The sequence below is a fragment of the Paenibacillus sp. FSL M7-1046 genome (genome assembly GCF_038007405.1).
Taxonomy (GTDB): Bacteria; Bacillota; Bacilli; order Paenibacillales; family Paenibacillaceae; genus Paenibacillus_AQ.
Genome location: NZ_JBBOXB010000001.1, coordinates 7,536,947 through 7,556,073, shown reverse-complemented (window position 1 = coordinate 7,556,073; position 19,127 = coordinate 7,536,947). Strand labels below are relative to the sequence as shown.

The following is a 19,127-nucleotide window of genomic DNA, read 5'->3' as shown; positions in this document are numbered from 1 at the left end:
TGATAAAAACCCACCTGATTCAGGTGGGTTTTTGCTATGATTAGAGTTTTAGGCTACTGAGAGTAGCCTTTATTTCATTCAGTTGAAAATAATAACTCCCCCTATCATCAGCATTAAGTTTCGCCGCATAAATCCTTATAAACTTTGCTGAAACGGGAGTAGTGAAATTGAAATTCTTCGCAGATCCGTTATTAACATAATTGGCATATGATTGATTTGGAATATCTGTCCACAGTATAGCGTTATTGCTAGCTTGAATACTGAAATCCTTTGGGAAGCTTAAGGTTGCCCGCGAGGTTAGCGTAATTCCGCTAACCGATTTTATACTTCCTAAATTCAAAATAACCCATTCTGTGTTTGACTCATTGTTATGTGCCACACTTGACCACGAAGTCGCAGTATTATTATCTGATAATCTGCTGGCAGGCCAGTCAATTAAGCTTGATGATGCAGCCACATTGGTGATGTTAGCCTTGAATTCGGCAAGCTGGAAATAGTACGAGCCCATGTCATCCTTACTTAGTTTAGTGGCGTGGACCCGGATATACTTAGCCAGTACTGAGCTCTCAAAAGTAAAGGTTTGCACACTTCCGTTATTTACATAATTGGTATAGCTTTGGTTTGGAACATCAGACCAAGTTAAAGCATCATTGCTGGTCTGGATCTTGAAATCTTTAGGGAAACTATAGGTTCCTCGGGGAGTTAAGCTAATACTGCCTACGGTCTCCATGTTGCCTAAATCGAAGGCAATCCACTCTGTAGCTGATTCACTCCCATGAGCCGGAGTAGACCAAAGGGTGGAGGTATTATTATCAGTTAATCTGTTAACAGACCAACCTTGCAAGCTAGATGAGGCTGCAATATTGCTAAGATCAGCATTGAACTCGGATAATTGAAAGTAATAGTTGCCCATATCATCTTTCCCCAACTTTGTTGCATACACCCGAACATATCTGGCCACCACTGAACTATCAAATTTAAACGATTGCACAGAACCGTTATTAACATAGTTTGTATAAGACTGATGTGGGACGTCAGACCATGTTACAGCGTTATCACTGAATTGGATTTTGAAATCTTTTGGAAAGCCTAATGTGGTTCTGGGAGTTAAACTGATTCCACTAATCATATGATTTTCACCTAAATCCGTAGCAACCCATTCCTGTCCAGTTTCTACAGGGTGACCATTACTTGACCAAAAGGTGCTAGAGCTGCTGTCACCTAATCTATAAGCTTCAAAACCACTATATTCAGAAGAGGTAAACATGGGAGGTTTTTTTGAACTGATTTTTTTAGTCGTATTGCCGTTGGAGTCGTATAGGTAATAAGTTGTTTCAGAGGGGGATATTTTATAATTCAATCTGCTGCTCCCATTGGAGTATTGATAATAGCTGGCGTTATTTTTCAATGACTCTACATCGGCTGGTTCAGCATACACTTGGCTCAAGTTACAAAGAAGCACAAGTATTGACGATATCAAGCATGCTTTTTTTAAAAGCTTCATTCTTTTAGCACCTTTCATAAGTCACATAGTATTTTTCAACAATGGTAAATGAAATAATTTCCTGTTAAATTATACTAAGATTGAATGTAACTTGTATACGGGAATTCGGTTCAAAAGAGTGGAAGCCATTGTAATTCCTCCTAATGCCTCGTGGTACGTATGCAAACAAGGGATATAATCCGATAATTACCTAAAAGGGGAAATCGAAAGGAGGAGATATATCCTGGTTGTTCTAGTTAGCATATTATTCATCATATTTAGTGCCGTTGCGGGAGTGGGAATTTGGTTGTCAGTAGTGAATATAGTATTCAATACGAATAGGGGAACCAATTATATTGAGCCTCAATATGACAGTTCTGTAATTCCCAGTCTCATCTTATTGGCAATTGTGCTCTGCTATCTACTATTCATAATACACTCGATAAAAAACAATAATCAGAACCTGATGATAATCTGTTTTATTATTTCAATAGTCTTTTTTCTTGTGGCCCCTCTAGTTCTAGGGTGGATATCTAATGTGGACGATTATTTCCATAAAGTGAGTATAGAAAGTAATGATAAATTCATAAACAAAATCCAAGCGGATATTAACAATCAACATATTCCATATCTAATCGATTCTCAAACAAGCGAGGAAAGAGTAAAGGAATTAAAAACATATTATGTTGTAGTACTAGTGAAACAAAGTGAGGGAGCCATTACAAAAGATGAGGTCGAATTTTTTGTGGATGTGGCTAAAAGCAAAAAATTTAAAAAAGTGAGTTTATTATTTTATGATCTATCTAAAGCGAATTATATGAGCATTTTGCATAATTCATATTTCGATTGAGAGTCCATGGTTAGGCCACAGCGAAATCTCAGTGTTGTGAGAGCGGAGCGATAAATGGACAGACGGGCAGAATTTCAATGAATTTGAAATTTCAAGCGGCGTTTTGGACTCGTTGCTTGACGATGGCAAGTGCAGAGGCAAGTAACACAATCGCATTCAAATATTGGTGTGTTGTCACTTTTTGAATCCCCCAGACGTGAAGCTGGTCTGCAGTTAAATAGGTCTTCATTCGAGAGTTGCAGCGTTCTACACTGGTTCGTTTATTGTAAAGTTCCTTCCAGCCTCGGCTTTCCCGATGCGGCAACGCGTAACGCCGGAGATCCGTTTGACTGTTGATTTTAACCACCATTCCATAATTGGACGACGAACAAGTGACCATACCCAAAGGACAATCCACTTGACCTGTCGCATGTGGACAACGAAATTTCAAATGTACCTTTTCCTGTCCCCAATACGTCATAGGAAATCCCATCGAACAACAAGGCGTGCCTTTGCGGGTGATCCCCGCTGGCGGTTCCTTTTCATTTCGTGGATTCAGCGGAATAATGGCTTGCGCCTTGACGTTCCGGGCCGCCTCGTAGTTTTTCATTTGGTCGTAGCCCGCATCCAGCATGAAGAATTTCACTTTGGATTTTGCAGCGACAATCGTCATGAGTGCAGGCCCTTCGTCTCCGTCGTTCACATGGGCAGGAGTCACCTGGAGCACCATAGGAAGTTCACTCTTGGCATCGACGGCCAGATGCAGCTTATAGCCAAACCACTTGACTTTGTTGCCGAAGGTGTCGAACTTTGCACCCCAGTTGGCATGGCCAGTGAGCTCGCTTTTTCGCTTGGGTTCTTTTTTCTCGTAGGCGTGAATGGCTGCGCTGTCGATGGCGACATGAGTGCCGTCGATGATTCCAGCTTCTTGGCACTGAGCCACAAGATCCTCAAACAACTGCTTGGCAAGGCTTTTGCGAGTCAACTCGGCAAAAACCCGGCTTAACGTGGAAATTGAAGGGGCGGGGATGTCCAGCCGAAGTCCACATTGGTAACGGAAACGAAGGTCAAACTCCAGTCTGCGCGCTAGGCCGGTGAACGTATCGATGTTCTCTAAGGGAGCCGCGAGTAATGCGCGAAGAATGCCTTGACGGCAGTGCCCGTCCGCTCCTCGGGGTGAAGGATTTCTCAATTGTCTCGCGTAAGGTCGCAGGTCCAGTGCGCTGAAAAAGATGGGCAATCGCTCTTTTGATTCGATTTTTTGAAGCTCCTCAAAGGAAAATAGACTTTCTTGGAGAATATACAAAGGGGACTTCCTCCTCTTGAGTGTTTTGGTGTCGTTACCAAAAAACTTCTCCAAGTTGGGGTGAAGTCCTTTTTTATGCTCAAAATCTCTTTGTGTACCAAGGGCTTAGATTAATGCAAAATGCTCATATAAAAATATTTGTGCATTATGAGAAAGGTATTACATACTGCTATCCAAATGATGAGTGTGATGAAATGGAAATAACTGAGAATGAATGGCCTGTTGTTATTTCTAAAACAGCCGCCCCTTCTGACTCATTCAGATTGGCGGTTGTTTGGCTTTGAGTTCATCTAATCTTGCGGTTGCTTCTACCACTTCTTCAAGCTCTGCACCTGTCAAAGATAAACTGTCGACTTTTTCAATAAAACTACTCATAAGTTCGATTTCATCCATGGATGCAGCAATATCGGCTCGTAATACAAAAGCTTTGTACTGTAGTGTTAATGTTGCTTCTTCATCTTTCGAGAACACAAGGTCAAGCACTTTCGCTGCGTCAGCGGGTTTATCTTTGGCATAGGCCAATTGGTATGCGGTTTCGAAGGCAGTGGCAAATCTTGACGGAGGTTCTTGTTCAGTTGGCATGGATGAGGCATGCTTTTGTCCAATTATCAATCGATTGCCGGCAGGGTCGATGAGGTTGAATCTCCGATCCTCTGCAAGATTATTGACCTTGGTGATCCTAGGCAAACCTTTGGAAGGGACCTTGTGATAGGCTTTTTTTAGATTCCCGCAAAATTCGTTGTACACAGCATCCACGTCTGGAACATTTACATAGCATATACTGTAAGAGTTTGCGGGTTCCAGTTTTTTGAGCACAAAAAAATGTAATTCCGCAATCCGGTGACGGACACAAGCGTAAAGGTTTGGTTTGGCTTGCCGATAAGTTATTTCAAACCCTAATGCTTGATAGAAATTCAGCTGTTCGTCTATGGCGCTGCAAGGAAATATAGGGATTGTTGTCCCGTTACTGATTGTTGACAAGTTTCGAACCTCCCGAGAGTTTAATGTTTTTCAAGAAATCAGCTTACCCTCTAATAGTACAACATTCGTGCAAATGATAAGGGTTACTCGAATATCTCCTTATTTTTCAATGAAAAACATAATGAACCCGTCAACACCTTTAAGGATTATTTGAAGGCTACAAAGTCTGTTAGTCTATTGGAGATCGTGATATCTGTATGTGATTTTGTCCTAAAAGGGGAGACAAATGGAGAAATTGATAAAGACCTTACTCCAAGCCATTCTTTATGTACTAATAGTTGTTGGATTACATCTAATTTTGATTTATTTTCTTGAGATAAGGATAGAGGGCTGGGGGACAGGATTATTAAAATTCTCATTTAAGGTATACTTTGTGCCGCTATTTTTATGTTTTATTAATTCCTTTTTGTTTATAAGGACTCAGAGGATTAAGTACGATGTCACCTGGTTTCTGTTAACTACGCTCCCAAATTTTTTACTTTTGTTATTTTTCAAAGCAATACAAACTAGTGGAGATAGTGAGGATGCAGTTGTCGTTTCTATTGAATTATTCCCAAAATATCAGGTGGAAATGCTCATTCTGCTTCCTGGGATTATTTTAGTAATCCAATTTATTTTGGCTTTATATTATCTCATCAAAATAAGAAAAGAAGTTAAATCATAATTCAAGCATCATTCAAGCACCATTCAAGCACCATGGTGATTAGTGTATGGTTGCGTTGCAGCAGGAATATCTATCAGATTCATAACTGCATAACTGTGAGGTGTAGATAATTGAAAAACAAATTTATTACTAGGATAAGAGCAATTTCACAAGTGCTATTTATTGTGATTTTGCATTTATTTGTTATTCATATTATGGATTTAAAAGTAGGAAAGTGGGGGGGAGAAGGGATAAGGCAAATATTTATAGTTTATTCTGTTCTAATAATTCTACTGTACGTAACTTGCATGATGTCATTAGTAACCAGAAAGTTTAGATATAATTTAATTTGGCTTTGTATAAGTACTATTCCTAGTATTAGTATTCTGTTCTTCCTAAATAAAATTCAAGAGAATAAGGCCACTGGATCTGGTTTTATTGATTTTAAATTTGACGATGGCTTTGTTGAATTGATGATTTTGTTTCCTTTTTCGTACTTTTTAATACAATTAGTTCTTGTTATAGCACTATGGATATTGAAATTTCCAAAAAACAACTAATGCATTTCTTAGGATATATGTTTGCATTATCATACTTTATAAATTTAAAGGGAGGTGTGGTATTCTTTTCGTATATGCATCTTCTAGCATTCATAGAGTACCCAGGGGTATATGTAAATATTGTCTCAATCCTCTGAATAGTTTTTTTGAAATTAAACTCAACTTTCGCAACAACAACCGCCCCTTCTGAATCACTCAGAGAGGCGGTTGTTTGGTTTTGAGTAACAGATTTACTCATCAGTTGTCTTCACCGGACTCGGCGTGTTCTTGTTCTTATACACCCACATCGCATATTCCAGCGGGCGCAGCATCGCTTTGCGGTAAGTGGCGCTGTCCCCGGTACGGGCGAACACTTCGCGGGCCGGCTTGGGATTGACCTCCAGCACATAAATCTTTCCCTCGCGGTTGATAGCGAGATCCAGCGCCAGCTCGCACAGAGCGCCGAAGCTGTCCTCAAGGAAAGCGGCCCCTTCAAGCCCCAGCTTTTCAGCCGTTTTCATGGCCTTGGTTGCTTTTTCTTCGCTGCCGAGCCATTCTTTCAGCAGGACTTCCGCACGTACCGCATGTCCGCCGCCGTGAAGGTTAGACGTTACACTGCGGGCTGCTCCCACCCGGCCGGCCATGCCGGTCAGCTCCCACACGCCTTGGCCGTTCTTTTGCACGAGCATGCGGTAGTCGTGGTAGCGTCCGCTGGGCAGGCGCAGCGGGATGCCCTGCTGGACCAGGAAGCGTCCGCCGAGGCACCATTGGCGCACAATGGACTCCAGACGGGTGAGCGACACCTTGCGGGGGGCAATAATCTGCCGGTTCTGGCGGCGTCCCTGGATATCGAAGAGCTGCTTGCCGTCCCGCTGCCGTTCAATCCGCAGGATGCCGCGTCCACCGGTGCCGTTGATCGGTTTGACGTAGACAACAGGGCTGAATTTCAGCATCCGGTGCAGATCGGCGGAAGACTGATATAGCAAAGTTTCCGGCATATGCTGGCGGAAGCGGCTTTTCTGCGAAAAGGTCTGGTGAACGGTCCATTTATTGCGCAGCGGCCGGTTCAGAAAGGTAAGATGATTATAGCGGGAGCGGAATTTGAGCAGCTGCTGAAAGCGGGCGTTGCGCTGGATCCGGCAGCGGTCATAGATCATATTCGGGAATGGCCGCCATTTGCGCGACCATTTGCCGCTCCCCGGATCGTAGACCATTGCATGGATCAACTCTTTACCGGGATTCACATCTGCGGGGGTGAATACAAAGACATCCAATCCAATGCGGCTGCCTTCAATAATCATCCTCCTGTATACACTCTTCTCTTCAAGCTGTTTGGCGTCGTTCAGGTACAGTGTAAGGATGCCTAAGACGGGTTCTGGCACAGGAGCTCACCTTCTTGTGGGTAAATTTCCACGCTGCCTCTGCTCTGGGGCGACCGCAGCAGCAGCGTGGGCTTGCCGGTAGGTCCGCTCTTCAATGCCACAGCGGCAAGCCCGCTGTTAAAGCACATCTTCAGGCTTGCCGTATTGTCGGTAGCGACGTTGCATTCCAGGCGGCCGAGCCGCTCCAGCTGCCCGGACAGCAGGGCTGTACCGGTATGTCTGTTCCGGTATAGAGGATGGACAGCAACAAGACAGGCTTCTTTGCCGTAGCCGGATACGAAGCTCACGCCTGCCAGCTGACGGCCGCTTTGACCGCGTACGGTGGCGACAAGCAGAGAGACGCCCGGCTCGGCAAGCTGCTCCGGAGTCAGACGGGCCAGCATCCTGCATGCACGAAGCGTAATCCGCTGCTCCCCGTACTCCCTCAAAAATTCCAGCAGCCCGGCCAATCTGGAATTCCACTGGCCCGGACTGCTGTCGTAGATAGAGGATATCTGCATGGCGTGTCACTTCCTTTACAGGTTTCTACTTGTTCATGCGGGCCAAATGCTGGCTGTACTGAAAAATCCGCTCCAGGGACAGCTTGCGGATGGCCGGTTCGTCGAATTTCATCGGCCGCGAGTTGGCCTCGAAGAACCACAGGTCACCGGCCTCATCGACACCAAGATCCATGGACATCTCACCCAGCATCATTTCGGAGGCCCGTTCAATCTGGCGGGCAATCAGCAGCGCGGTGGTGGGGACATTCTTGAGAATAGCTGCGGCTCTTTCTGGACCGAAGGTTCCCTCCAGCATGGTTGCCGGCTCTTCAATGCTGCCCCCGCGCGGCACATGGGTTGTAATGCTCCGGGCGCCGGCCAGCCTTGCACCGATTCCGGTCACTGCCCAGCCTCCCCGGCTATTCTTCTGCAGGAGTACCCGCAGATCGAAAGGCCGCCCGTGGTGTGTTGCGAGCTGAATGGCTTGCTGCACAATATAACGGGATTGTTTTTTTTCCTTGCTGATCCGTGCCCACAAGCGGTCCATGGAGGCCGCTTTGTAGGTCGCGTTCTTTTTGCCGCTCTGTATCTGCAGCCTATAGGGCAGGCTTACATCCTCGCGGTATTTAAGCCGCATAATCCCCTTTCCGGCTTTGCCGCTTTCCGGCTTCAGGTAGAGGCTGTCATGAGTACTCAGCATGGCGATGAGGGTGTTTGAGCTGCGCAGCCGTCTCGTTTTGGGCACATGCTTCGAGGTTGCGCGCGATGCCTTCAGCCATTCAAACAAATCCCATTTATTAAAAAAACTCGGGTTGTAGAGCTTGATATGGTCATGCTCCAGGCACTCGGCAATTTTGCGGGCGACTGGTGCTCTTTCTTCTTCTTCACGATTGGAAATCCGGTTATAAATGACCTGCGGCAGCGGGACAGGAATGCTGTACCACAGCTTGCCGCTGGGGGAAGGGACGTAGCCGTTCACCGTCCGCTCCTCCAGCTTTAAGTCACGCGTAGTCACAACGTACACAAGGAAGCCCATTTCTCTGCCGGTGCGGATGATATCGCGGAAGTTATTGCGGTTGCCGCGAAATTGCTTTACTCTGTCACTGGTCGTTAGTATAGCTATTACGGGTTTGCTCGGGTCAGGGATTCGGCTGTTCACAGATCATCCCTCCTGCGGAATTTGCTGAGATAGAGGCAATGCTCCAGGATGTGCTCAATGGAAGCTTTGCCCTCAGCGCGCAGGGAAGGATGGCGGAAGATCGAGCGTCCCGGTTTGGCGTTCGCCTCGAACATCCAGATATCTTCATCCTGGTCAATTCCAAGGTCAAAGCCGATTTCGCCAAGCAGATGGTGGTGCTGGGTCTCCAGCGACTCGGCCAGCTTGACGGCAGTTGTTTTCGCCCGCTGCAGCACTTCATCCGCTCTGGCGCCGAATACGCGGCCCAGGGCCTGTTGCGGTGTCAGCAGGGCGCCCCCGTTCTTCAAATGGGTGGTCACACTGCCCCTGCCGGCTTTTTTGGCTCCGATGCCTACGACCACCCATTGATTGCTGCCGTTCTTATGCATATGGAAGCGGAAGTCAATGGGGCAGGAGTCAATTTCGATCAGGCGGATGCCTTGCTGCACCACATAATTACTCAGGCTTTGGCCATGGCGGGCGCGCAGCATGCGCATGAGGCTGTCGAAGCTGGTAAACCGCAGCAGCACATTTTTACCGCTCCGGCGATACCGGGCGAAATAGCCTTTCTTTGGCAGGTAGGTTAGCCGGTAGATTCCGTGGCCAAGACTGCCTGCGGAAGGTTTGTAGTAGACAAAGTGATGCCGTTCGAGCATCTCCCGCATTTTATCCGGATTAGGGTTGCTGTGCGTTTCCGGTACATAGCGGTTTGCTGCCCCGTCATTTTCCAGCAGCCGGTAGATATCTGCCTTATTGAAAAAGCTCCAGTTGAAGTACGGAATTCTCTTGCGCGCAAACCGTTCACGCAACTGGTTAATATAGGGGGATACCTCAGCTCTGCGGCTGGGCAGACGGTTATATACGACATCCGGCAGCGGTACTACTTTGCGTTCGAATTTGCCGCTTGCATTCAGGAAAAAGCCGTTCACCTGCTCCTGCTGCCAGTCGATGTCACGCGGCATGAAGGCGAAAATATAACATCTGTTGCTGCCTTCCCTCAGGAGCTGCTTAATAAAGCCGGTGCGGGACCCGAAGGGGCTCGTCGAGGACCCGGGGCCGTCGGACAATACACCGACCAGCGGTCCAAGCTGTACTTCATCCTGCAGGTTGCGCAGATAGATGCCGCCTGATTTGGGGACCTTGATTGCACTCTTTACTCCAGTGGCGAGGAACAGATGCTTGCCGGCACGTTTGATCGGCTTGATCGTTGCCGGAATGGCATCTTTTCCGAGCCGCAGGCGGATATTTTTCTTGCCGGTTAGTTTCAGGCTTTTCATCAGTTCACCCGAGACGTAGACAACTCTTTGGGGCTGCTTGGTGAAATGCACATTGCAAAAAGTGAGACCCATTTATGAATCCTCCTTAGGAACCATTGATATCATTCTCCCGTTTGTAACGGAACTGCCGCGTAGATGGCTTGCGGTTTGCTGCTGAATTCAGCAGCAGATGACGCGCATAGCGCAGGGGGTTCTCGGCGGCGAGCTTAGCAGCCCGGCGGTCGCCCGTCAACCGGAACACCGTGCGCCCTGGTTTGGAATTGGCTTCAAGCAGATAGATCCTGCCACCTTCATCGATACCGAAGTCCAGGCCGAGTTCTCCCAGCCTGCCGCATGATTCCTCCAACAGCGGCGGCAGTAAAGCCGATGCTGCTGCAAGTTCCTCCATAAGCTCGATTCCCGTCTTGCCGTATTCTGCAAGCAGGAAGGGCTGGGCAGGAACCGCTGTTCCCCCGCCATGGAGGTTCGAGGTCAACGAACCGCGGCTGCCCAACCGGACAGCCATGCCGGTAAGCGTCCAGACGCCTCTGCCGTTCTTCTGCATTAGTACACGCACGTCGAACGGCTGTCCTCCGCTGCCGGTCAGATGAAGGTAAGGCTGTATAATATAGCGGCGCGGGCCGATAAAGTCATGGATCCAGCCCAGACCTTCGTCCAGCGTGCGGAAACCTTTCTCAAAGGGGACATTTGCCTCATCACGACCTCTTAAGCTTATGCGCCCGCCCTCGTTATTGCTTAGGCGCTTTGCATGGATTGTGCGTTTGCCATGGGTACCGGACCTTGGCTTCAGAAAAACGCCGTCCTCTCTTTCTGCGAGCATCGTGCCCAAATCACCGGTACCAGTGTAAAGTCTGGTCTCGGGCAGCCATGCGGAAGCTCTGCGGCTGCGCCGCAAAATTTCATAGACGCTCCATTTATCAGGTAATCCACGCGACCAGGGAAGCGACCGGGATAAGGCAGCCAGGGCGGAAGCGGCGGATCTTTTTTCCTGCAGGCTTGAGTATAGACAACGGTTATACAGAATGTCGGGCGGAGCTGCCAGGGTAGGCTGCCACTGTCCGTCATTCCAGATATAGCCGCGTATGGATTGGCCGTCTCTTGCAACTCCCTCCGGGTGAAAGATAAGCACCTGCAGATCATACAGCGGGGCTACCCGGCATAACTGACTGCAGAACTCCGGTTCCGCGATGGGAGGATTCCCGCGGCGGCGGCCCGTCATGATGCCAAGGAACCCCATTGCTGTCTCTGTCATAATGCCCTCCTTATAACCCGGCCAAGTAGCGGCAATATAGAATCATCTGTTTGACGGACGGTCTGATTTTCACATCACTGAGGGGCGTGTTGTCGTTTTTGGACGGTTTGGAGTTGACCTCCAGCAGCCAGACTTTTCCCGACTGATCCAGGGCAAGGTCAATGCCGAGCTCCCCGAAATGCGCGGGGATATAGGTTTCCACACCCCTGGCTATCGCCAGAGCCGCCCGTGGAAGCTGCAGCTGTGTGCTTTCTTTGGTCCCGGACGAGAGGCCGCTCTTGCCGATGGCCTCGCGGACAGTGCTGAGCGTGCCGCCCCGCGCCAGATTGGAGACAAAATGGTTGCTTCCGGCGGTACGGGCAACTATAGAGGTGACGCCCCACTTACCGGTGCCGTTCTTCTGCACGAGTGCCCGGAAATCTACCGGACGCCGTCCAAGCTCTAGTAGAGGAAGCCCCTGCTGAATCTGGTAGCGGGTGGTTTTCATCTTGGGCGCAATGGATTGAAATAGCTTCGCCAAGGTCGGATAGACTTGTTTACGCGTGCCAAGCGGTGTCGTGGACAGCAGCCGGTAGCCGCCCCCCTCATCTTTGGAGATGCGGAGAATGCCTTTTCCAAGGCTGCCGCGTACCGGCTTCAGGAAGACACTGGGATAGCTGCTGCACATTCTTTTTAATACAGCGAAGCCGGTTAGGGCATGCGATTCCGGCAAATACCGCTGCAGGGCGGCATCCTGTGCCAGTGCTTCGAACACCTCTGTCTTGTCAAGGAACTTTTCATTGAAGAAATGAGTTCCGTAGCGGGATTTTACATCCGCCAAAAAATGCTGTACGCTAGGTTTATTCTCCACCTTTCGAGTCGTAAGCCGATTGTTAATCACATCGGCAATAGGCAGACTCAGCTTCCGCCATCCCTCGTCGTATACCCAGCCCTCAATGGAGGAGCTGTGTGTTTCCAGCCCTTCCGGGGTAAAGAAATATACATAGGCGCCTTGTGCATGGCAGGCATTGGTAAGCTCCCGGCAGAACAGGGTGATCGGGCCGAATACCCTTTCGGGACGGTCCGGATGGTCCCGGCTCACCAGAACCCCAATCAGCGGTCCGAGCCGCAAGGTGCGGCTGCCGGAGCTGTATGAAGCGTTCAGTGAAAGCCGTTGCCGCAGTCCGAGTTTCCGTGCCAGCGCTTCGCTTACGCGCAGACTGTCGGCTTTGGGAACCGGAATGACGGTGACCTCCTGCCGGAAAGAGCCGAACGTGAGCCGGATCGTTCCGTGTGCGGGTATTTTGAGCTTTTTCATGGATTTTTCGCCCAGCATTACAGCGTTTTCCTGCAGGATGCCCGAGTGGACCGTGTGGACCGGGATCTTGAATTTGGACATCGTGGATCTCCTTCCAGTAGGCAGCATGATGCCGGCAATATGAATCTTAAGGGTTACATATCATTCATCATATGGAGACATCTGACCCTTGGTGATTGACCTATTCTTTAAAAAGCCGTGCCGGGTTTGAACGAAGCGAATCAGGAAGCAATGCTTACAAAACTTAGGCAGATGCTTCCGAAGCGAGTTTTGAACGAGGCTCAGTCAGGAAGCAATGCTTACAAAACTTTTGATGGGAAAATAACGCGGACAGACGAAGTGACTTTTACGGGTTCTTGTCCAAACGAATCGCTCCCTTGCGAGGTGACCGCTAAAAAAGGCAATAGGATGCCCGGGAGGCTTAAAAAGCTCCTTTTAAAAAGGGCTATAGGGAGGGCCCCGGCTTCTGAACGGTGTACCCGAGTCGTTGCAGTTGGCGGATTAAACGATCTTCGGAAGAAATCGCATTTCGCCCAAATAAATAGTCGGTACCAAGCTCCCGGTAAGGATCATTCGTTCTCAAGATGTGATAGGCGATGACGAGTAATTTATGAGCGAGGGCAACAATGGCTTTGGGTTTACCCCGCCTGCGGGCGAGGGCCCAGAACTTTGCCCCTAAAAACGTTCGGGTTTTACTGGCGGCCCAAGCGGCTTCGACGAGTGCGCTGCGAAGTGCGGAGTTGCCTTTGAGGGTAGCCGAACTTTTTTTTTACCGGCGCTTTCGTTACTGCCTGGACTGAGTCCGGCCCAGGAAGCAAGATGGGCAGCGGACGGGAACACAGACATATCGATCCCGAGTTCTGCGACGAGAATCTTGGCGGTATGGGGACCGAGACCGGGAACGCTCTGAAGGAGCTGAAGCTTCGGGAGATGAGGAGCAAAGGCGATGTCCATCTCAGCCTCCAGTTCAGCAATAGAGGATTCCAGAAAGGCCAGATGCTTCAAGGAATGGGAAATCATTTGGCGGTGGTGCTTGGTAACGCGCCCGTTCAAGGCGGCGGTCAACTCCGGAAGTTTGGCGCGAAGCTTGCCTTTAGCCAAGTCGGCGATCACGTCAGGTTCGAGGACCTCGCCATTGACAATGGCTTGAAGCATAAGGCGACCCGAAACACCAAAGAGGTCGGAGACAAAACTGGAGAGTTTGATATTAGCATCCTCAAGTACCTTGTGAATGCGATTGCGTTCGGAAGCCTCGTGGCCTTTGAGTTTTTTGCGGTAACGGGTCAAATCACGGAGGTTGCGGATCTCTTGAGGCGGCACAAAGCTGCTGCGAATGAGATCGCAGCGATGAAGCTGGGCCAGCCACTCCGCATCCTTGACGTCGGTCTTGCGTCCCTTGATATTCTTGACATGAGCCGCATTGGCGACGGTCAAGGAACAGGAATCTTGAAGGACATTGAAGACGGGTTTCCAAAAGACCCCGGTACTTTCCATCGCGACGTCGGTGCAGCCTTCGTGCTCCAGCCAATCGGCGAGGGAGAGAAGACCGGAGAGGACGGTAGGGAATTCGCGAATCTGTTTGGTGGGTTTGGTGTCTAAAGGTCCTTTGAGAAGACAGGCGACAATCGTGGCTTGATGAACATCCAGGCCGGCACAGCATTGACGAATAGCATCCAAAACAAAACATCCTTTCTTGGCAGGGCTACGGGCCGTCCGATCCAGTGAAATTTGATGGAGGTGCTCGGGGCAACAATACATTGTACTCGAAGACGGCCGTATTTCAATTTAGGAGTCGAGGTCGTACACACAATAAGTTTACCGACTTCACCTGTCCTGCTTAGTATCTGGTATGTACAGGATGCTTGTCGGTTAAACCTCAAGCCTATTTTCATAACACATTGTGCCCGCAAGGGCATTAAAATTTAGGAGGAATTATAATGAACGTAATTGACAAGGCGCATGAACTGGCGAGAGCCATTAAGGAAAGTACAGAGTTTTCGGATATTTCCAGCGCTATGAAGGTAATTGAGGCCGATCCGGAAAGCAAACGGATGCTCGACAGCTTCCGGCAGAACCAGATTGAGCTGCAGCAGCGCATGATGAGCGGGGAGATGCCTCCACAGGAAGAAATGGAGAAGATGGAGAAGCTGTTCGAGGTGCTGAACCTGAATCTGGGCATCCGTCGCCTGTTTGATGCGGAACGCCGCCTAAGTGTCGTTATCGAGGACGTGAACAAAATCATCACCGACAGCCTGTCGCAAATGTACGGCGGTCAATAATTCTGTATCCGATCACACTGCTGCCTGGGGTGGCTGCAATGTATGAACAACAGGAGGGTGTCTCCTAGCCTGATGGCTAGAGGACACCCTCCTGTTTGTTGTTTATAGCGATGAAGATTACTCCTGCTTGCCTTCCACCGCACAGAGCAGAATCCCGGCAGCCAGGCCGAGACGGCGGTCCAGCTGGCCGCTGCGGTCCTCGGAGAAGTCGGCGATGATTTTGGTGACGAAGGGATTGAAATTTTGCCGGAAGGCAGGAATGACGGTATTCCCAAGCTCAATGTTATATTTTTGCGGAATGAGAGTGATGAAGCGCCGCAGGAGAGCCATAAGTGTACTGTTTTCTTTGATTAGCCCGATTTCGGTATCCCGCTGATCCAGGATGGTCCATTCATCCTTCAGGATCGATTTGAGCCCCTTGCGGCGGAGCGCCCCGATATGTTCACCAGTCTCCGAGTCATGCACATCGTAGGTCGCGCTGAAGTCGATCGCATTACGGGCTTTAATGCGCAACAGCTCCTTTTCCATACTCTCGTCCGTAAACAGTGCAATGTCCTCTTTAAGTTTGAAGGCTTTCATTTGCGAATAGAGCACAAGCTCTTCCGAACTGTTGTAGATGTGCAGCTTAGCGCCCATAATGGAAAAAACCTTTTTGCGGATTATGTACTCGGTATGATTGAATGCGTTATTCAATGTAGAATCGCCTCCCCGTAATGCTAACATCATCTCATATCAGAACGGTGCAGGCTATGGTGTAGATTACTTCCCGGAAGTATTTTGCAACTTGTCTCATAATTCCGGCTGCATGTTCATAGAGTAGAGATATAGATTCCATGGAACAACCTTTTAAGAGAGAAGGAGCTGTCTGTAATGAAGAAAAGAAACAAGTTCAAGCATGGTGTGTATTTGCTGGCGGCACTGGCCATGCTGCTCTATGCACTGCCCAAGCTGTCCTTTCAGAACGGGCCTGGCTGGGTGCTGGGGTTCGGCGTGGTCTGGTGCGTTTTTGCCTTTCTGGTGATAGCGTCACATTTGCATTTTATAATCGGTGTGGATGAAGAGAAACAGAAACGCCTGGAGTCTGTCCGCAAGCATAAGCTGGAGCAGTGGCAGGGCAAATGGAATGAGGAGTCCCGTGTGGCAGAAAGATGATGTAATTCCGCCAAAAGTAGTCCCGTTCCCGAATTTCTTCCGCAGTCAGGACAACCCCTGCATCCGCCGTTTTGGCGGGGGCAGGGGTTGTTGCGTAGTTGCTTAGCTGTAAAGTCGAAGCCTGAGGCGCAGTGTGTTTCAGGCTTGCTCCGGTATAGCAATATGTTCACAGATATAGCCAAATCTAAGCTTCCGTTGCTGTTGTACTCCACTGTTGCCTCCGTGTATAATAGGTACAGAATAGTACAGATCGGGCTATGGGGGTGTAACAGTTGGAGGGTCAAGGCGATAACATTACAAAACATGAACAGCTGCTCCAGCACATTGAAGGTCTTAAGGTTGGCACCAAAATTTCCGTCCGCAAGCTGGCTAAGGAAATGGTGGTCAGCGAAGGTACGGCTTACCGTGCAGTGAAAGAGGCCGAGAATCTCGGCATTGTCATTACGAAGGAGCGCATCGGTACTGTCCGCGTTGAGAAGAAGCCGCGGAATATATCCGATCAGCTTACCTTCGGGGATGTAGTGGATATAGTAGAAGGACATGTGCTCGGCGGAGTGAACGGCCTGAATAAGCATCTCCATAAATATGTCATCGGCGCGATGAAGGTTGATGCTATGATCCGTTATATCGACGCTGACAGCCTGCTGATCGTGGGTAACCGTGATGATGTGCATTCGCTTGCGCTGGAGCAGGGTGCAGGCGTGCTTGTGACGGGGGGCTTCGGGACAAGCCGTGAGGTCAAGGCGCTTGCTGACGAGCTGGACCTGCCGGTGATCTCTTCAAGACATGATACGTTTACTGTGGCCTCCATGATTAACCGGGCCATATTTGACAGGCTGATTAAGAAAAAGATCATGCTGGTTGAAGATATCGTGGATAACAAGCCGCGGCTGAACACCCTGAAAGTCACAAGCACCGTAGGGGAATTGCGGATGCTGTCACAGACCAGCGGCGAACTGCGTTTCCCGGTTACGGATGAATGGAACCGGGTTATCGGCATCGTCGGCCGCAGGGATGTGGAGGAGTTCAGCGAGGAGCACAGCATCGAGAAGGCGATGATCCGCAGCCCAGTCACAGCGGCCCTGCAGACGTCGCTGGCCTCGGCGGCGCAGATCATGATGTGGGAGGGTATTGACTTCCTGCCCATCGTGGACCGCAACCGCAAGCTTGTGGGCTCGCTGACCCGCCGGGAGGTACTGCAGAGCCTGCGTGACGTCAGCAATCAGCCGCAGCTCGGGGAGACTTTCGACCACCTGATTTGGAACGGCTTTGCCGAGGAACGGGACGAGGAAGGAAAGCTGTTCTTCCACGGCTTCATCACACCGCAAATGGCGACGGATCTGGGTACCATCTCCGAAGGTGTGTTATCCACGCTGATGACGCTTTCCGCCTTCAAGGCGGCTAAGGACATTACCGGGAACGACTACGTGCTGGACAATATGTCAACGTATTTTATCCGCCCGGTGCAGATTGAACATTCGGTTATCGTCTTGCCGAGGCTGCTGGAGATCAGCCGCCGGACCTGCAAGCTGGAAATTGAGATCTCCCACAATGACACAATAGTTGCCAAAGCGGTGCTGATGCTGCAGTCGATCGACCACGGCTGAACCTTCATGTTCTACCAAAAAGACTATCCCGCCGGGATAGTCTTTTACACATATACGATACAGCGGTGGTCTTCTAATTGAACCGGTTTCACTTAAGGATGCTGAGGATGCCGGTAATGCCGCCAGTCTAATGGCGGGTAAAATGATTTTCATTCCTGTTCCGGCTGTAGTATCCGTGGCTGCGCAGTCCGGAGAAAATGTTGAAGGCACCGATCACCAGGAAAACCGCCTCCACGATGACATTGACCGTGGAACCGCGGAAGAGGAACATCGATATCAGCGACAGCGTCACCAGCATGGCGCCGAGCAGCACATTCATAATAGCGCGCTTGCGGCCTTTTTCCATCGGATCTGACGCTCTGCGTGAGGATAAGCTGTACACGGCGGCACCGATCATACAAACCACCAGCAGGACAAACAGCACATACTTGATGAGCAGAATCATGGACAGGCAGCTCCTTTATCAATGTAGTGGAAAATGATAGTTTTGCCCTATGATGTAACCGTATATCACCTGTCCACTATTGTAGCATGATTGACCTCAGCTGCGCTTATACGGATTAATTTCCACCCAGATTTGCAGTACCCCTTCCATGACGAGCATGGTGCGGATTTTGACCGCGTATTCTTTTTCGCGCACGATGTATATTTTACCGTCCAGGAGCAGCCGGGCCAGCTTGCCGTCCGTGTCGATTTCGAACATGCTGCGTCCGCGCATCGGTTCAAGGTCGGAGACCATTTTGCTGATAATCTCTTTGGTCGTTACGGGATCAAGAGCCGCAGCGCCGTCCTTAACCTTGCTGTCCTCTGTGCGCAGCTTGATCTCCCGGATGACGGTAGAGGTGTTGTTGTATTTTTTGAGTGTCTGGATATCCTTCCGGTACTGCTCGATCTGCACACGAAGATCCTGATTGTTCAGCCAGAGCACATTATACCCCATATGAAAAATAGCATTGTACGCGACAGCTCCTGCGACCATGCCGAGTACAAAAACGGCGGAAATCTGCGAGAAGCGGCGGTAGCGGTGGAACGGGGGAATTCTCATTCCGGCATCACCCCTTGCCGCACACCCATTTGACCAGCTCGCTGCCCATATGAGCGCCCAGGAAGGCAAATACTAGATAGAGAATTTGCTTGATGGCGGGGGAGAGGTTGCCTCCCAGCATGTTGCTCTCAATGACCCGCATCGGGTCAATCGTTCCGCCTACAGCGGCGGCAAGCGCCCAGATTTTAATCCGGTCTGCGATATCCAGCATAGTCTGTGTAGGCGGCTGCAGGGAGACTACCGCACCGATTCCGCCCAGCATGGCTCCACCCAGTACGATGCCGCAGGCAATAAAGAAGTCTAGGACGGCTTTGCTCAAAAACACGTTCATACAAGGCCCCTTTCCGGACCAGGCCTGTTCGTCAGCTCAGCCTGTCCTTGTGCTCTTACTCCATTCTA

20 protein-coding genes are annotated in these 19,127 nt (G+C 49.6%); 6 read left to right on the top strand and 14 right to left on the bottom strand.

Annotated features, from left to right (window positions below; genetic code table 11):
• Positions 1 to 40 precede the first annotated feature (40 nt).
• Entirely contained in the window at positions 41 to 1,504 is a 1,464-nt protein-coding gene (locus tag NYE29_RS33995; RefSeq protein WP_076110681.1) for a discoidin domain-containing protein, read from the bottom strand.
• A gap of 517 nt (positions 1,505 to 2,021) precedes the next feature.
• Between NYE29_RS33995 and NYE29_RS33990 the strand changes: the two genes are divergently transcribed.
• On the top strand, positions 2,022 to 2,333 hold the full coding sequence (locus tag NYE29_RS33990; protein WP_340899484.1) for a hypothetical protein: 312 nt from the start codon (positions 2,022 to 2,024) through the stop codon (positions 2,331 to 2,333).
• 91 nt (positions 2,334 to 2,424) lie between these two features.
• On the opposite strand, the gene NYE29_RS33985 is transcribed toward NYE29_RS33990, so the two are convergent.
• Positions 2,425 to 3,618, bottom strand: coding sequence for a transposase (locus NYE29_RS33985; RefSeq protein WP_076114670.1), 1,194 nt, complete (start codon positions 3,616 to 3,618; stop codon positions 2,425 to 2,427).
• Between the two features lie 20 nt (positions 3,619 to 3,638).
• Between NYE29_RS33985 and NYE29_RS33980 the strand changes: the two genes are divergently transcribed.
• Entirely contained in the window at positions 3,639 to 3,902 is a 264-nt protein-coding gene (locus tag NYE29_RS33980; protein ID WP_340899481.1) for a hypothetical protein, read from the top strand.
• Here the strand turns inward: NYE29_RS33980 and NYE29_RS33975 are convergent.
• Positions 3,877 to 4,599, bottom strand: a complete 723-nt coding sequence (locus NYE29_RS33975) for a bleomycin resistance protein (protein ID WP_083675615.1) — start codon at positions 4,597 to 4,599, stop codon at positions 3,877 to 3,879. The two genes, NYE29_RS33980 and NYE29_RS33975, sit on opposite strands and share 26 nt — an antisense overlap.
• A gap of 226 nt (positions 4,600 to 4,825) precedes the next feature.
• On the opposite strand from NYE29_RS33975, the gene NYE29_RS33970 reads away from it, so the two are divergent.
• On the top strand, positions 4,826 to 5,263 hold the full coding sequence (locus NYE29_RS33970; RefSeq protein WP_076110679.1) for a hypothetical protein: 438 nt from the start codon (positions 4,826 to 4,828) through the stop codon (positions 5,261 to 5,263).
• Between the two features lie 769 nt (positions 5,264 to 6,032).
• Here NYE29_RS33970 and NYE29_RS33965 read toward each other — a convergent pair.
• The 7 genes from NYE29_RS33965 to NYE29_RS33935 form a co-directional block, all read right to left on the bottom strand.
• Positions 6,033 to 7,163, bottom strand: coding sequence for a YheC/YheD family endospore coat-associated protein (locus NYE29_RS33965; RefSeq protein ID WP_076110677.1), 1,131 nt, complete (start codon positions 7,161 to 7,163; stop codon positions 6,033 to 6,035).
• Positions 7,145 to 7,663: a hypothetical protein gene (locus NYE29_RS33960; protein WP_038588879.1), complete on the bottom strand. Its 519-nt coding sequence runs from the start codon at positions 7,661 to 7,663 to the stop codon at positions 7,145 to 7,147. The genes NYE29_RS33965 and NYE29_RS33960 overlap by 19 nt, the downstream gene beginning before the upstream one ends.
• 25 nt (positions 7,664 to 7,688) lie before the next feature.
• On the bottom strand, positions 7,689 to 8,801 hold the full coding sequence (locus NYE29_RS33955) for a YheC/YheD family endospore coat-associated protein (RefSeq protein ID WP_340899479.1): 1,113 nt from the start codon (positions 8,799 to 8,801) through the stop codon (positions 7,689 to 7,691).
• Entirely contained in the window at positions 8,798 to 10,168 is a 1,371-nt protein-coding gene (locus NYE29_RS33950; protein ID WP_076110675.1) for a YheC/YheD family endospore coat-associated protein, read from the bottom strand. Before NYE29_RS33950 ends, NYE29_RS33955 begins: the two co-directional genes overlap by 4 nt.
• Positions 10,169 to 10,181: 13 nt before the next feature.
• The gene (locus NYE29_RS33945) at positions 10,182 to 11,348 is read right to left on the bottom strand and encodes a YheC/YheD family endospore coat-associated protein (RefSeq protein ID WP_076110674.1); all 1,167 of its coding nucleotides are present in this window, start codon (positions 11,346 to 11,348) and stop codon (positions 10,182 to 10,184) included.
• A 10-nt stretch (positions 11,349 to 11,358) separates the two neighbouring features.
• On the bottom strand, positions 11,359 to 12,726 hold the full coding sequence (locus NYE29_RS33940; RefSeq protein ID WP_076110673.1) for a YheC/YheD family endospore coat-associated protein: 1,368 nt from the start codon (positions 12,724 to 12,726) through the stop codon (positions 11,359 to 11,361).
• Positions 12,727 to 13,320: 594 nt separating this feature from the next.
• Positions 13,321 to 14,322, bottom strand: coding sequence for an IS110 family transposase (locus tag NYE29_RS33935; protein WP_340899475.1), 1,002 nt, complete (start codon positions 14,320 to 14,322; stop codon positions 13,321 to 13,323).
• Positions 14,323 to 14,582: 260 nt separating this feature from the next.
• Here NYE29_RS33935 and NYE29_RS33930 point away from each other — a divergent pair, with 260 nt between their 5' ends.
• A complete protein-coding gene (locus NYE29_RS33930) occupies positions 14,583 to 14,924 on the top strand; it encodes a YlbF family regulator (RefSeq protein ID WP_340899474.1) in 342 nt (113 codons plus the stop codon).
• A 117-nt stretch (positions 14,925 to 15,041) separates the two neighbouring features.
• Here NYE29_RS33930 and NYE29_RS33925 read toward each other — a convergent pair whose 3' ends face one another.
• The gene (locus tag NYE29_RS33925; protein ID WP_218642521.1) at positions 15,042 to 15,617 is read right to left on the bottom strand and encodes a hypothetical protein; all 576 of its coding nucleotides are present in this window, start codon (positions 15,615 to 15,617) and stop codon (positions 15,042 to 15,044) included.
• Positions 15,618 to 15,794: 177 nt separating this feature from the next.
• On the opposite strand from NYE29_RS33925, the gene NYE29_RS33920 reads away from it, so the two are divergent.
• Both NYE29_RS33920 and NYE29_RS33915 read left to right on the top strand, forming a co-directional pair.
• Positions 15,795 to 16,076, top strand: coding sequence for a hypothetical protein (locus NYE29_RS33920; RefSeq protein ID WP_076110670.1), 282 nt, complete (start codon positions 15,795 to 15,797; stop codon positions 16,074 to 16,076).
• A gap of 272 nt (positions 16,077 to 16,348) precedes the next feature.
• Positions 16,349 to 17,683 carry a DRTGG domain-containing protein gene (locus tag NYE29_RS33915; RefSeq protein WP_340899473.1) on the top strand — a complete coding sequence of 445 codons (1,335 nt, stop codon included), beginning with the start codon at positions 16,349 to 16,351 and terminating at the stop codon, positions 17,681 to 17,683.
• A 127-nt stretch (positions 17,684 to 17,810) separates the two neighbouring features.
• Here NYE29_RS33915 and NYE29_RS33910 read toward each other — a convergent pair whose 3' ends face one another.
• The 3 genes from NYE29_RS33910 to NYE29_RS33900 all read right to left on the bottom strand — a co-directional run bounded on the left by NYE29_RS33910 (position 17,811) and on the right by NYE29_RS33900 (position 19,059).
• Positions 17,811 to 18,128 carry a YtpI family protein gene (locus NYE29_RS33910; protein WP_340899472.1) on the bottom strand — a complete coding sequence of 106 codons (318 nt, stop codon included), beginning with the start codon at positions 18,126 to 18,128 and terminating at the stop codon, positions 17,811 to 17,813.
• Positions 18,129 to 18,224: 96 nt separating this feature from the next.
• On the bottom strand, positions 18,225 to 18,728 hold the full coding sequence (locus NYE29_RS33905; protein ID WP_038588905.1) for a hypothetical protein: 504 nt from the start codon (positions 18,726 to 18,728) through the stop codon (positions 18,225 to 18,227).
• Positions 18,729 to 18,735: 7 nt separating this feature from the next.
• Positions 18,736 to 19,059: a YtrH family sporulation protein gene (locus NYE29_RS33900; protein ID WP_038588909.1), complete on the bottom strand. Its 324-nt coding sequence runs from the start codon at positions 19,057 to 19,059 to the stop codon at positions 18,736 to 18,738.
• Positions 19,060 to 19,127 lie beyond the last annotated feature (68 nt).

Excerpts from the sequence above, each read along its gene's own strand:
- NYE29_RS33970 (WP_076110679.1), top strand. The coding sequence starts at position 4,826 with ATGGAGAAATTGATAAAGACCTTACTCCAAGCCATTCTTTATGTACTA.
- NYE29_RS33945 (WP_076110674.1), bottom strand. The coding sequence starts at position 11,348 with ATGACAGAGACAGCAATGGGGTTCCTTGGCATCATGACGGGCCGCCGC.
- NYE29_RS33900 (WP_038588909.1), bottom strand. The coding sequence starts at position 19,059 with ATGAACGTGTTTTTGAGCAAAGCCGTCCTAGACTTCTTTATTGCCTGC.
- NYE29_RS33950 (WP_076110675.1), bottom strand. The coding sequence starts at position 10,168 with ATGGGTCTCACTTTTTGCAATGTGCATTTCACCAAGCAGCCCCAAAGA.
- NYE29_RS33960 (WP_038588879.1), bottom strand. The coding sequence starts at position 7,663 with ATGCAGATATCCTCTATCTACGACAGCAGTCCGGGCCAGTGGAATTCC.
- NYE29_RS33930 (WP_340899474.1), top strand. The coding sequence starts at position 14,583 with ATGAACGTAATTGACAAGGCGCATGAACTGGCGAGAGCCATTAAGGAA.
- NYE29_RS33910 (WP_340899472.1), bottom strand. The coding sequence starts at position 18,128 with ATGATTCTGCTCATCAAGTATGTGCTGTTTGTCCTGCTGGTGGTTTGT.
- NYE29_RS33905 (WP_038588905.1), bottom strand. The coding sequence starts at position 18,728 with ATGAGAATTCCCCCGTTCCACCGCTACCGCCGCTTCTCGCAGATTTCC.
- NYE29_RS33995 (WP_076110681.1), bottom strand. The coding sequence starts at position 1,504 with ATGAAGCTTTTAAAAAAAGCATGCTTGATATCGTCAATACTTGTGCTT.
- NYE29_RS33940 (WP_076110673.1), bottom strand. The coding sequence starts at position 12,726 with ATGTCCAAATTCAAGATCCCGGTCCACACGGTCCACTCGGGCATCCTG.
- NYE29_RS33920 (WP_076110670.1), top strand. The coding sequence starts at position 15,795 with ATGAAGAAAAGAAACAAGTTCAAGCATGGTGTGTATTTGCTGGCGGCA.